Raw genomic sequence first — 12,280 nt, forward strand, 5'->3', positions numbered from 1 at the left:
GAGAAAGTGGCCATTCTATCAACGATGCTGCTCATGGGGATGATCCTGGGCTTTGCTGGAACCGGAGGATCAGGATTTATAATCGGAATTTTAGTGGCAGTGTTCCATATACCGGTGCATACCGCATTGGGTACCTCTATAGCAGCTATGGTGTTCACGACGTTGTCAGGCACCATCAGTCACTTTAAAGAAGGGAATGCGCAGCTGCGCTCCGGACTCATTATCGGAGCTTTCGGAGCGGGCGGCGCTTATGTGGGAACCTTCGTTGCCCAAATGATTGCCGCTGAGCAGCTTGTATGGTTAACCAGCGGCATGCTGTTTTTGTCAGGACTGCTCATTTGGTTTCGCACAAGCAGGCTCTTTCCTGCAAACCGTGAAGCTGCGGTAGGGGGAGGGGAAGTGTCAGGCGATTCCTCCTTCTGGATAAAAGCTTGCTTGACCGGTCTGATTACCGGCTCACTCTCCGGAATTTTCGGAATCGGGTCAACGCCTTTTATTCAATTGGCCTTGCTCATTTGGTTTGGCTTTCCCCTACGCCAAGCGGTCGGAACTACCATGGTGGTCATATTGCCTATAGCACTGTTTGGCTCCATCGGTTTTTTTCAGGCGGGTTACTTGGATTTTGTCTTACTAGCTCAAGTAGTAGCAGGCACAATGATCGGCTCCTATATTGGCGCGAAGTTTACCAAGCGTGCGCCGCAGCTGCTACTGCGGAGTGCGATGATTGTAACTCCAATGGTAGGGGCTCTGCTTATGCTTATTAAAATATAAGGGGCTTGGGGGAGTAGTAACGCCTATGCTTATCGGTGATTTCAAGAGATGGGAGTCGGATCAATACTTGTTGTCTACGAAGCTCGTTGAAGTGTTGGACTACCTCCGTTCCCTTTCCTTTGAGCAAGTGGATGATGGTGTATATCCGGTTGGTGAGGATGGTATATATCTTATTGTAAAGACAGCGGAAACCTTCCCTTTTGAGGAAATGCGACCTGAGCATCATGAGCGATATATCGATATTCACTATATGATTTCCGGTACGGAGAAAATAGGCTTCGCCAGGGCTAACGAGAGCAATAGGCCAGTGGAAGTAGTGCCTCTTGTAGAGGATCACACGTTTTTTGACTCCGTGGAACAAGAGATAGAGCTGCTCTTGTATCCCGGCCAGTACGCAGTGTTTATGCCTTCCGACCTTCATCGTCCCTGGTGCAGCGCATATGGAACGCGTTCTGTAAGAAAAGCGCTGTTGAAGGTCCCTGTGAGTGCATAGAAAGGTAATGGGGCTGTCCCAAAAGTCATTTTGAGGACAGCCCCTCCACCATTTTATCCTGAATAGATGGTAGCAAAAGAGCCCTCAATTCCACTTTAATAGTTGAAGGCTTTTTTGTCTTAGTGATGAATAAGATGAGGTCACTTTCCAGCGCGTACTCATCGCGGGTATCGGGTTCGTGGTTCGTTACGGCATTGCTTGGCAGTCTGGCGCACTCCGTGCAATTATCAGGAAAATGTCAAGTTAGTTACTCCGAAAATAGCGTTCCAAGTCTTATAGCTGGAATTCCTCATGCTAATTCTACGTATTTTGGCTGATATCCACCATTTCACCTCTATTAGAGTTAGTTTTTCCAGTTAGATTGATTTCAGACGATATCCACGCTGGATTAGCGTTACAATTTCCATCTATTTTCTTTCCATCCGCAGCGGCCCGGACAAATCCTGGTCTCCTCTAGATTGAAAGCAGCCGCCCCATCACTTAAGTAACATCCAAAAAGAGGCCGGACTCATTTTTTAGATTTTCGCCCCCCCACTCTGAGGGGAATTTCCCTACAAAAAAGACGCTTCCATTTCCGCTTACATGGTGGTTTTGGAGGCGTCTTTGTACATAATTTGGGACGGATTCATTCACTGATACCCTTTTGGGACAGCCTTATTGTCGATTTTGACATTAGGCTGCTTTTGTGTTGGCAGGCGAAATCTGCGCAATTAACCGAACCATCTGATGGTGAGTTAATCTTCGCCATTGTATCCATTCAGTAGATCGGTCCCATGGAAAATCTCGGTTGGCGGTGCGGCTGGATCAACAGGGGTGCCTTCCTCAGCAACCAGGCTGTCTTCCTGAAATTGGTCCCCTTCGTCCAAAGTATCATTATGGAATGGGTAATCATCTTCAAAATCATCCGTCAAACTGTCCGGATCACTTGCAGAAGCTTGCCCATACACCATTTGCATGGATCGAGTTGCCTCATCCTTGGGTGACAATTCTTGAATTTCCTCGGAGCGGCTTTCGCTGGATTTATTCAGGCCATTATTTTCCTTGGACATATGAAATACCTCCCTTAGTCTTCATCTTCCTGAAAAGCATATTGAACGTTATCGACAATTTCACTAACAGTCTCGCTGATCATATCTGTAGGCGCATGCTCCTCTTGTTCAGTGGATTCAGGAATCCCTGCGGCTGTATTGGCAGCTTCGGCGTAATGAGCATCATTATCGTTTTTCAATGAAATCATCTCCTTATTGATTATTAACCAGTTTTATCCTGTACCAACAGACTTTTAATTATTCCGGCTTGATGAATTGTTTATAGATTTAGTTATTTTTTCATGTTAAAATGGAAAGCTCCTGTTCGTGACAGGTGGAAAAGGAAGGCTTGTTATGCAGAAAGTCGAAAAGTTTTATCCACATGGTTATACACAGTATTAACAGCTGTTCACACCAAACTTTGCATATATCTGGAATATTTACTAACATATCCACAGGAGTGTTTATCCACAGGTGAAATAGCATTTTTTATCCACTTGTGTACAACTAAAACGGTGATTGTCTTTTATGCGCTTATCCAGGTCTGGAATATAAGAAAATCTTCTGATCGAAGCCCTTTCGAGGAAGATACATTCGTGTCTAAGCGGTAGCTTTTCTTGCAATAACAGACTTCTTCAGCTCCGCTGAAAACTTATAAAGTCTGTTATTATAAGAAAATCTTCTGATCGAAGCCCTTTCGAGGAAGATACATTCGTGTCTAAGCGGTAGCTTTTCTTGCAATAACAGACTTCTTCAGCTCCGCTGAAAACTTATAAAGTCTGTTATTGTAAGAAAAGCTTCTGATCGAAGCCCTTTCGAGGAAGATACATTCGTGACTAAGTTGTAGCTTTTCTTGCAATATCAGACTTGTTCAGCTCTGCTGAAAACTTATAAGTCTGATATTATAAAAAGACGGCTCCATTAAATGAGCCGCGTCTTTGTCTACTTGGATTCTATTATCTTAAAGATACCTGTTCCCTTGCTTATATGGTTACCTTCAAGCCAATCCACTTCTACAGAAATGGGCGTGTTGACTGGCAAGGTTAAATCAGATAACGATATTTTTTCATTAGGATCCAATTTGGAAACTACAGTTTTAGAATCAGCTTTTACCGTACTTCCCGATAGCTTTTCCTTGGTATCTATTCTATAATACACCGTTACATCTTTGACTGAAGCATCCCCGGAATTTTGAAATTCAATATCATATCCCTGTTGTCCCAGCGTATTTACTTTCGGCACCATCCGTAATTTCCAGTGGTCTAAACCATCTTGTTTCGTTAGTTCCGTCGTAACAACAGGGCGTACCTCGGTATGCGTATTATCTGTGCTTTTAGAGCAACCTGTGAATATGGCTATTAGACAAACCAGCAATAAAGACATCTTTTGCAATTCGCTATCACCTCCTATTTCTTATACATATAAAAGAGGAAAATGTTTCATTTAAGAACATGCTATACTGAAACAAAGCATTCGAGCTATTTCGTATGAAGGGTATTTGTAAAATGGCAGAGCCTCTTGGATAACTACGTGAAGAAGAGGTGTTCTAGGTGGATGGAAAAACGTATTTGGCACAAGTGCTTCAATGGTCTACTGCAGCTAAGGTGGAGCTTGTGGAACTCATTTCCTCAGGAATGGCTATGGCCGGGCCTATTTTGATCTTCGCCGCAATCGGTCACCTTCCACTTGGTTTGGCCGCATCAGTTGGTGGGTTGGCAGTCAGTGGAGTGAAAGCTGGATCGAGCACCAAAAATCAGGCCAAAGAATTGACTTCAGCACTGATACCGGTCATCTTAGCTGCTGTTGCAGCTATCCTTTTACTCGGTTATGGTTGGATGTCCGACATTGCTGTAGTCGTGCTAGCCAGCCTTGCAGCGATAATTGGGGGATATAGTCGTGCCTTTGTTGTAGCAACAACACGCTTTATCCTGTTTCTGGCCATCACCATCAACGTGATGGGTACGGCACCGAATCTGGCACAATTATTTTATTTGATCGTAGCGGGGGCTATTTGGAGCTCATGTCTGAGTTTGATGCTGGGGGCGTTAGTACGGACGAGACGTAGTATCGATTCATCGGAGGATGAAGCTTCGACTTTCACAATATCACAAAAAATCACTCGCTGGAGGAAGTCGCTGACGCGCCTATCCGGTTGGCAATATACACTCAGGCTTGCATTATGTCTGTGCATAGCTGAGGGATTTCGATGGTTCTGGCCCGGCCACCATTTGTATTGGATCGTACTTACTGTTGCGATCCTGATTGAACGGAAAGTGGAGCCATTTCCGATCAAAACAACGCAACGAGCACTCGGCACCGTACTCGGAGTGATCGCGGCCAGTCTATTCCTTGTAGTTAGTCTGCCGGCTTGGGGGATGATCATGAGCATAGGGCTTCTCGCGGCTGTGAGACCGCTGCTCAAGGTTCGAAATTATTTCGCATACTCCGCATCCATGACTCCTCTCATTATGCTGATTATGAACGCCGGTCAATCGATTGAGCTTGGTGTTTTGTTCGATCGGCTGATTGCAACCCTCATTGGCGTTGGCCTTGTGATTTTGGTCAACCTGATTTTCAGCAGGGTTATGCCTAAGCCAGCATGAGAGTTGCCATGCAAAGCTTGCTCATTTTAGCTAAAGATGCCGTATGACACAAAAGGCTGAGGGGTAATTCATATGGTTGATTTTGAATGGTACAGAACCTTTATTACTATTTATAAACATAACTCGGTTTCCGAAGCGGCCAAAACACGTATGATGACACAGCCGGCAATGAGTCAGCATCTAGCTTCATTAGAAGCGGAGGTTGGTGAGCCGCTATTTACAAGGGCAGCTAGAAAGATGATGCCGACAGAAAGGGGCAAAGAGCTCTATTCGCAGCTGGCTCCGCTTATAGAATCACTTGAGGAAACAACGATGAGTTTCAAAGCGGCATCCTTACCTACTTTTAAAGTGGTCCGTATTGGTACGGCGCACGAGTTGTTCAGTGAGAAAATATTACCGCAGCTTCATAAGTACACAACCTGTACGGTTTCCTACTTTGGAACCGCCGATCATTTGTTAGAGCTATTAAAGGATGATAAAGTAGATATTATTATTACATCCAAAAAGTTTCTCGTTCCCGGAATTGAGTATGAGAGTTTATTTATTGAAGAATTTGTTGTTGTTGCTCCTGAACAAATGGAAATTATGGATACAGATAACATGAAGTTAAGGGAACAGTGGCTATCTTCTCAAAATTGGTTGAGCTACGGATTAGAATTGCCCATCATCAGAAGATTTTGGAGAGAGCACTTTAAGAAACGTCCTCTTATCAAGCCAATTCATGTGATTCCTAATCTACATATGATTTTAAAAGCGATTGAGAACGGCGCAGGTTTAAGCCTGCTTCCTACCTATATATTGGAATCATCGGCGATGGTGCGAGCGAAGCTGATTTATACGGATTTAACGGTGAAAAATGAGCTGTTTATTGCATACAAAATGAAGCATAAGCATCTGTTTGGAATGAATGAGATAACAAGGATCCTAAGAGAAAATAAGGAATGATCAGCCATTTGACAGTGGTTGGTCTTTTTTGTATATCCCTGAGCCCAATCGATAAATATATTTATGTATCAATAACTATTTCATAATTTGTTTTATATATAATTTGAGCTTAGAATAATTGAAGTATCCAAATGCGAATAACTGGAGGGAACCTTCTTGAATTCAAAAAGTATGGCCAATCATTCCTCAATAACCTCAAGTAAAGGTTCAACTCTGGCTTTATATGCACTGACTCTGGGTGCGTTTGCCATTGGGATGACTGAATTTATTATTATGGGCTTGCTCCCGGATGTCGCCTCGAACCTACATGTTTCCATTCCATCGGCTGGCCTGCTCATTACTGGCTATGCGCTGGGAGTTGCGGTTGGGGCTCCATTTATTACGATAGCCACACACAGGATGCAGCGCAAAGCACTCTTAATCCTGTTGATGCTCATTTTTATCACAGGCAATGTACTGGCCGCACTCGCACCGAACTACGAAATATTGATGGTAGCTCGGATCGTGGCTGCTTTGACGCACGGTTCCTTTTTTGGTGTCGGTTCTGTCGTTGCGGCAGAATTGGTTCCCAAAGAAAAACGCGCCGGCGCTATTGCCATTATGTTTACTGGTCTGACATTGGCGAACATCCTGGGTGTTCCCATAGGAACCTTCCTGGGTCAGTCGTTTGGCTGGCGGTCAACGTTCTGGGTCATTTCAGTTGTAGGGCTCATAGCCTTGCTTGGCGTTATGCTGCTCGTTCCAAAGGTCAAAGCGGCTCAGTCGAGTCTGCGGCAGGAGCTTGGTGTGTTAAAGCGCCCGACCGTTCATGTTGCACTGTTAATGACGGTGTTTGGTTTCGGGGGTGTATTCACAGCCTTCACTTACATTACGCCGATTTTGGTTGATATTACGGGCTTCTCGCCAGGTTCTGTTTCCTACATCCTTGTGTTATTTGGAATTGGGATTACTATCGGCAATATATATGGCGGGAAATTAGCAGACAAGAGGCTGCTGCCCTCGCTTACATGGATACTTGTTTCGCTGGCGATCATTCTGGCGCTCTTCAGTCTAACGGATCAGAACAAAATTATGGCCTTAATCACAGTGTTTATTTTAGGTATAGCAGCATTCGGTACCGTACCAGGGCTACAACTCCATATGTTGAACACGGCTAAGGAAGCTCCTACTTTGGCATCGACATTAAACATCGCAGCCTTTAACCTCGGAAATGCATTGGGTGCGTATCTTGGGGGTGTAGTGATCGACATGAACATTGGTGGAGGACTCCATGCTGTGCCTTGGGTCGCATCTCTGGTGACGGTAGCCGGAATTCTGTTTACTCTGTGGGGGATGCAGCAAAATAAAAAGAAGTCTAATTGAATCAGTGGTACCTCGTCTACTCAAGCTTCGAGTGAGATTATTGAAGAACAGGCCGCTGGCCACGAGCCCTGGAGGATTTTGTACGGAACCAAGAGTTCCGTTATTCCATCAGCCGACACTAAATTAAGGAGATAGCGGAAGTGGAAATTCCGTTATGTTGGTCTAATTGGGCATTTATGCATACAAACAGAGGGATAACGGAACGAGCGCTTCCGTTATCCCTCTGTTTTTTGGGCTTTCAGACTGATAAAGGAAAAATAACTTCCGCAATGCCATTACTTCCGTGGATTCAGCTCTGGCAGGTTGTTTTGGGTCAAGTGTAGCGTACAAACCTATAATTGTACACCAAGGACGGCAAAAGGTGTTTTTCGCAAACTATATTTACATACATTCTGTATGTATGTTAAAATGCGAAAGTGAATTACTTCCAAAGGAGATGTTCCCTAATGCAATTAAACAGTTTTTACCCGGTTATTTTAACGGAGAAGGTCGCACTGAGTGCAAAGTTTTACACGGCTTATTTTGGATTTGAGACCGTATATGAAGCAGATTGGTACGTAAGTCTGAAGCTGTCCAGAGGTAAAGTAACTTATGAACTGGCTCTTTTGGATGCTTCACACCCCACCATACCGACTGTATATCGAACAAAGGTGCAGGGGTTAATACTCAATTTGGAAGTGGAAAATGTGGATGAGGAGTATAAAAGGCTTATTCAGGAGGAGAAGCTTCCGATAGAGCTTGATATTCGGGATGAAGAATTCGGCCAACGACATTTTATCATTTCAGATCCTAACGGTGTGTTGATTGATGTCATCCAAATCATCCCTCCTTCAGAAGCGGAAAGCGCTCAATATGTCGAGAAGATATGGTCAAGCGATAAAGGCGTCGGTGATGCATGAGTGAAACCGTAGCTTTGAAGCATTATTTTGCGGTAGAATTAGCTCATCATCTTTCCGAGTTGATCAGACCTCATTATCCGGAATTTCCCGCCCAATCTTTTGTGGACTCCATTGCCGAGCAGGTAGGGCCTCATGAATTAAAGGGAAGAGTAGCTATCATTGCTGATGAATTAATAAAAGCTTTGCCTCCCGATTATCCGGATTCTTTGGCCATTCTGTTAAACATTCTTGGTCCGGAAAATGAAACAGAGGAAGGGATGTTCACCAACGGTTATTTTCTGATGCCTGTTGCCCATTTTGTGGAGAAATACGGATTACAGCATTTTACTTTCTATGCATGCGCTACGTGAAATAACTAAGCGACATACATCGGAATATGCGATACGCCCTTATCTGGCTGTTCATCCGGACGACAGTATCAAGCTACTAAGCAGATGGACTCATGATCCTAACCTTCATGTTCGGCGTTTAGTAAGTGAGGGAACCCGTCCACGGCTGCCATGGGCTAAGAGGATAAAGGTCATTCATGAAGACCCTGCACATAATCTCGCATTGCTTGAGCCTTTATGGGATGATCCTTCTTTTTATGTGAGAAAATCGGTTGCCAATCATTTGAATGATTTAACGAAGGACCATAAGGATATTTCGGTTAATTGGCTGCGTGAGCGGTTGGATGGTGGCGGGAAGCATACCTCATGGATGATTAGACATTCTTTAAGATCACTGGCCAAAAGCATGGATGAAGAGGCGTTAGCAATATTGGAAAAACTTTGAGGCTCTGTGTAGTAAGAAGTAAGGGAGCAAGGATAGGGGATTATAGCCGGTTATGAAAAGAAATAAAGAAGAAACTACTGAAACGATTAATAAGATTATTGATGTCGCCAGAAGCTATTTCACCAAACACGGTTATGCGGATTCAACTTTGGAGGATATCGCTAATGAGGCTGAATTAACACGCGGGAGCATATATCATCATTTCAGAAATAAAAAAGGTCTCTTCCACGTTGTGCTGGAATCGGTTCAAAAAGAAGTTGCGGAACGGATTGAAACAGAGGCGGCAAAAAGTGATGACGTTTGGGAGCAATTGCTTTTGGGCTGCCGCGCATTTGTTGCAGCAGCAGTTGAACCTCAGAACAAGCGAGTCATGCTCATAGACGGTCCGGCAGTCTTGGGATGGGAGACTTGGCGAATGATGGACGAGCACAACTCGATGCGGCTGCTTCGGGGACAGCTTCAAATGATGGAGCAGCAAGGATGCTTGAAGCCTGTGTCCGTTGATGCAATGACCCATTGTCTTTCAGGCTCATTGAACGAATCAGCGCTCTGGATTGCACAAATGCCGGATTACCAGCAATCACTAGAGGCTACAATGAGAGTTATTTCCCATATGCTAACAGGATTCAAGAGTGAAACCGTTATAGAGGAATAAAGTAAATGCTTAGATGTATTTGAGCACGAACAAACCGATACCAGCATCTGAGTGACTTGCCATAGTCATCAAATGCTCGCCTTATGCTCCGAAAGTGACCAGTGCTCTGGGGGAGCCAATGGCGGCGGCAGCTTTGTGTGGACATCCCCTTTCGCTGCGTTGAGCTGGGCTTGGGTGAGAAAAATACTATCGGTGAGGTCCGCACCCCTGAGATCAGCGTCTCGGAAATCAGCACCGATGAGGTCAGCCCCTCTCAGGTCGGCGTCTCTGAGATCAGCGGCAATGAGGTAGGCCCCTCTCAAGTTGGCACCTCTCAGGTCCGCCCCTCTCAGCTTCGCACCGATAAGGTCCGCCCCGCGGGTGAAGGTCTTCCGACGGCTTGAGGAGCCCTTCACCGAACGAAGCACTTCGGCTCGCGCAAGCACGCTGGCTCGTAGGAGCAGAGCATTGACATCTGCCCGATGTGCTGCCACATTAAGCTCCAGGATTGAGCCGGCATTGAGATGAGTGAGGCGTTCCGTCTCTTCGAGTGCCAATCTGAGCTCATTATGAATCGAGCTTGCAGCTTGCAGCGTCAGCGCCTCGGTCAAATACCAGAGGAGCTCGTGCAGCTGCCGCATGATTGGAAATACATTAAACATTTGCCCCGCGGATTCCGGGACTTGCTGCCAGTCGTGGCCACCGAAAGTATCTTGGGAGACCTTTTGTCCAGCGCCGAAGCAGTCATAAACCGTGCAGCCTCGAAAGCCCAGCTGCCTGAGGTTGTTGTGAACACCGCAGCGGAAGTCCGATTGCAGGTTGTGGCAGGGCTGCCCGGCGTCTTTGTCGATGGCGAAGTCTATCGAAGCTGCGAAGGGCAGCGCAGCACAGCATAAGCCGAAGCAGCTCTCGCAGTCAGCTTGAAGACGGAGGCGGTTGCTGTCGAGGGAAGCTCCTGAAGTTTCGTGATTCTCGGACATGGCATAGCCTCCTTGGCTTCATCGTATTTGCATAATTGCGTAATCTAATCTACAACAAGAGTGTAGTATGAGAACAGATAATTTTCTTGTATAAATGATTTTTTACAATGCTAACCGGACAACCGGCCGCTACGTTTGGGGCGCAGACGAATCAACGCTTCGATGAAGAGCAGGTTCGGAATCCAGCATAGCCAAGCCACGACTTGATAGGCTTGAATAAAGTTGCCATGATAAATGACGATCAGCAAGGGCAGCCATATCCTTAGTGTGACGGCTGCAAAGGTTAGTGCATAGCTGCGCAGCATCCATTCCTTGTGGGCTTGAACATTATTGCCTAAAATCTTGAATACGCTGATCCACGTGGCTCCAACCCACACGATATCCAGCAGCAAAAAGCCGAGCGCTGAAACCCATCCGCCTGTAGCTTGCAGGGACAAATAAAGATTGACGAGCCCGCTGATTGTAATGGACCCAACATAGACGAAGCCAAGCAATCGGTGGCGAATAAGCCGCTTGGTGCTCCTTGGTTTCAAAAAAAGTTGGAACGGACCGATAACCAGCGCCAGTACAGCCGTCACAATGTGGGTATAAAGGGCATAGATCCACGGATTCAAGTGAAAATCCGGGTTCCTTAGCTTGATCGAAACGAGTCCGGCTTTTTGAGGGTCGAACAACCCGTACTGAATCAATGCGTAAGCGCTTATCGCTAGGGCCAATACAATAACGAGCGCTCTTATCATGCTCTTACCCATCTGTGTTCCCTCCTCATCATTTTTCATACTTAGACGTTGGCGCGCTTGATCCTCCCTTCAAAAAAGAATGAAGCTGTTGAATAATAGTATTACACCCTGGCCTTGAGCAACTAAGTACAAGGCTGTTTGGCATTTTCGGGGGTTGTACATAAATTATTATTTTATAAGTCAGGTTAACATTCCAATAACAATTGTCTGTTAAGTTAATAAAGCGCAGGCAATGAAATGAAATTATTAAGAGGAGTGGAACAGGACTATGAAGCAGAATTTGCATAATTATTGGGGAACTAGAAAAATCATTCCTGCCGTGCGGAAGCCAGAGGATTTGCAGGCGGCATGCCGTGGTGACTGGCCGGTCGTATTTTTGCTGATCGGTGATTTGTTTACAGTGGAGGATTATGTAAGCCGAGCGCTTCGGGCAGGCAAGAATGTGTTCTTGCACGTAGATTTTATAACGGGACTGGGCGGAGATCCGATTGTTATGAAGTATATTGCCGAGCGGGTACGCCCTACAGGTATTATTTCAACCAAGAGCCATTTTATAAAGCATGCTAAAAAAAATGGGCTTTTGGCCATTCAGAGGTTATTTCTGATAGACACTTCAGCATTGGAGCATGGAATCCATAATATTGAGCAGAGCGAGCCGGATGCGGTTGAGATTATGCCGGGACTTATTCCGAGTGTTATTACAAGACTTAAGGATACCATTTCACTGCCTATTATAGCAGGGGGATTAATTCAGGAGCCATCTGAAATTGAAATCGCGTTGCAGGCAGGGGCCAGCGCTGTATCCATGGGAAGCAAGCGGCTCTGGACGTAGGTCGCGATGAAGGAGAGAATAATTTTACAATTTTTTCATATGTGGTTGATGTTCCGATAACAAAACGCTGATAAAGTAACAGTAGTAGGTGACAAATGAATAGACGAGGGTACGAGTCGAGGAGAAAACCCTTTTATGCAGCAGATGGAATAGCCCTGTTGGGCGCGAGATTTCCGTTTGATGGATAGAAGGGTTTTTTGTGTTTTCTTGCTACCGAAC

13 protein-coding genes and 1 pseudogene are annotated in these 12,280 nt (G+C 45.4%); 9 read left to right on the plus strand and 5 right to left on the minus strand.

Features of this window, described 5'->3' with window-relative positions:
* The first annotated feature begins 6 nt into the window (after positions 1–6).
* Positions 7–771, plus strand: a complete 765-nt coding sequence (locus NV381_RS08970; protein ID WP_258212934.1) for a sulfite exporter TauE/SafE family protein — start codon at positions 7–9, stop codon at positions 769–771.
* 25 nt (positions 772–796) lie between these two features.
* On the plus strand, positions 797–1,264 hold the full coding sequence (locus NV381_RS08975) for a YhcH/YjgK/YiaL family protein (RefSeq protein ID WP_258212935.1): 468 nt from the start codon (positions 797–799) through the stop codon (positions 1,262–1,264).
* A gap of 734 nt (positions 1,265–1,998) precedes the next feature.
* On the opposite strand, the gene NV381_RS08980 is transcribed toward NV381_RS08975, so the two are convergent.
* The 3 genes from NV381_RS08980 to NV381_RS08990 all read right to left on the minus strand — a co-directional run bounded on the left by NV381_RS08980 (position 1,999) and on the right by NV381_RS08990 (position 3,684).
* Positions 1,999–2,313: a hypothetical protein gene (locus NV381_RS08980; protein ID WP_258212936.1), complete on the minus strand. Its 315-nt coding sequence runs from the start codon at positions 2,311–2,313 to the stop codon at positions 1,999–2,001.
* Between the two features lie 14 nt (positions 2,314–2,327).
* Positions 2,328–2,492, minus strand: coding sequence for a hypothetical protein (locus tag NV381_RS08985; protein WP_258212937.1), 165 nt, complete (start codon positions 2,490–2,492; stop codon positions 2,328–2,330).
* Between the two features lie 742 nt (positions 2,493–3,234).
* On the minus strand, positions 3,235–3,684 hold the full coding sequence (locus NV381_RS08990; protein ID WP_258212938.1) for a hypothetical protein: 450 nt from the start codon (positions 3,682–3,684) through the stop codon (positions 3,235–3,237).
* A 158-nt stretch (positions 3,685–3,842) separates the two neighbouring features.
* Here NV381_RS08990 and NV381_RS08995 point away from each other — a divergent pair, with 158 nt between their 5' ends.
* The 6 genes and pseudogenes from NV381_RS08995 (at position 3,843) to NV381_RS09020 (ending at position 9,530) form a co-directional block, all read left to right on the plus strand.
* Positions 3,843–4,895, plus strand: a complete 1,053-nt coding sequence (locus NV381_RS08995) for an FUSC family protein (protein WP_258212939.1) — start codon at positions 3,843–3,845, stop codon at positions 4,893–4,895.
* A 72-nt stretch (positions 4,896–4,967) separates the two neighbouring features.
* Positions 4,968–5,840, plus strand: a complete 873-nt coding sequence (locus NV381_RS09000) for a LysR family transcriptional regulator (RefSeq protein WP_258212940.1) — start codon at positions 4,968–4,970, stop codon at positions 5,838–5,840.
* Positions 5,841–6,011: 171 nt separating this feature from the next.
* Positions 6,012–7,202, plus strand: coding sequence for an MFS transporter (locus NV381_RS09005; protein WP_419182255.1), 1,191 nt, complete (start codon positions 6,012–6,014; stop codon positions 7,200–7,202).
* 446 nt (positions 7,203–7,648) lie between these two features.
* Positions 7,649–8,101 (plus strand): VOC family protein, encoded by a 453-nt coding sequence (locus NV381_RS09010; RefSeq protein ID WP_258212942.1) that lies wholly within the window; start codon positions 7,649–7,651, stop codon positions 8,099–8,101.
* Positions 8,098–8,875, plus strand: a pseudogene (locus tag NV381_RS09015) (DNA alkylation repair protein). The gene NV381_RS09010 and the pseudogene NV381_RS09015 overlap by 4 nt, the downstream one beginning before the upstream one ends.
* A gap of 52 nt (positions 8,876–8,927) precedes the next feature.
* Positions 8,928–9,530: a TetR/AcrR family transcriptional regulator gene (locus NV381_RS09020; RefSeq protein WP_258212943.1), complete on the plus strand. Its 603-nt coding sequence runs from the start codon at positions 8,928–8,930 to the stop codon at positions 9,528–9,530.
* Between the two features lie 68 nt (positions 9,531–9,598).
* Here the strand turns inward: NV381_RS09020 and NV381_RS09025 are convergent, their stop codons facing one another.
* Both NV381_RS09025 and NV381_RS09030 read right to left on the minus strand, forming a co-directional pair.
* On the minus strand, positions 9,599–10,489 hold the full coding sequence (locus tag NV381_RS09025; RefSeq protein WP_258212944.1) for a pentapeptide repeat-containing protein: 891 nt from the start codon (positions 10,487–10,489) through the stop codon (positions 9,599–9,601).
* Positions 10,490–10,599: 110 nt separating this feature from the next.
* Entirely contained in the window at positions 10,600–11,241 is a 642-nt protein-coding gene (locus NV381_RS09030) for a DUF2306 domain-containing protein (RefSeq protein WP_258212945.1), read from the minus strand.
* Positions 11,242–11,497: 256 nt separating this feature from the next.
* Here NV381_RS09030 and NV381_RS09035 point away from each other — a divergent pair, with 256 nt between their 5' ends.
* On the plus strand, positions 11,498–12,061 hold the full coding sequence (locus NV381_RS09035) for a glycerol-3-phosphate responsive antiterminator (RefSeq protein ID WP_258212946.1): 564 nt from the start codon (positions 11,498–11,500) through the stop codon (positions 12,059–12,061).
* Positions 12,062–12,280: the final 219 nt, after the last annotated feature.

The sequence above is a fragment of the Paenibacillus radicis (ex Xue et al. 2023) genome (assembly GCF_024722015.1).
GTDB lineage: Bacteria > Bacillota > Bacilli > Paenibacillales > NBRC-103111 > Paenibacillus_S.

Bases quoted from the DNA above. Each gene is read 5' to 3' on its own strand.
- NV381_RS09025 (WP_258212944.1), bottom strand. From the start codon at position 10,489: ATGTCCGAGAATCACGAAACTTCAGGAGCTTCCCTCGACAGCAACCGC.
- NV381_RS09010 (WP_258212942.1), top strand. From the start codon at position 7,649: ATGCAATTAAACAGTTTTTACCCGGTTATTTTAACGGAGAAGGTCGCA.
- NV381_RS09000 (WP_258212940.1), top strand. From the start codon at position 4,968: ATGGTTGATTTTGAATGGTACAGAACCTTTATTACTATTTATAAACAT.
- NV381_RS09020 (WP_258212943.1), top strand. From the start codon at position 8,928: ATGAAAAGAAATAAAGAAGAAACTACTGAAACGATTAATAAGATTATT.
- NV381_RS08975 (WP_258212935.1), top strand. From the start codon at position 797: ATGCTTATCGGTGATTTCAAGAGATGGGAGTCGGATCAATACTTGTTG.
- NV381_RS09035 (WP_258212946.1), top strand. From the start codon at position 11,498: ATGAAGCAGAATTTGCATAATTATTGGGGAACTAGAAAAATCATTCCT.
- NV381_RS09005 (WP_419182255.1), top strand. From the start codon at position 6,012: ATGGCCAATCATTCCTCAATAACCTCAAGTAAAGGTTCAACTCTGGCT.
- NV381_RS09030 (WP_258212945.1), bottom strand. From the start codon at position 11,241: ATGGGTAAGAGCATGATAAGAGCGCTCGTTATTGTATTGGCCCTAGCG.
- NV381_RS08980 (WP_258212936.1), bottom strand. From the start codon at position 2,313: ATGTCCAAGGAAAATAATGGCCTGAATAAATCCAGCGAAAGCCGCTCC.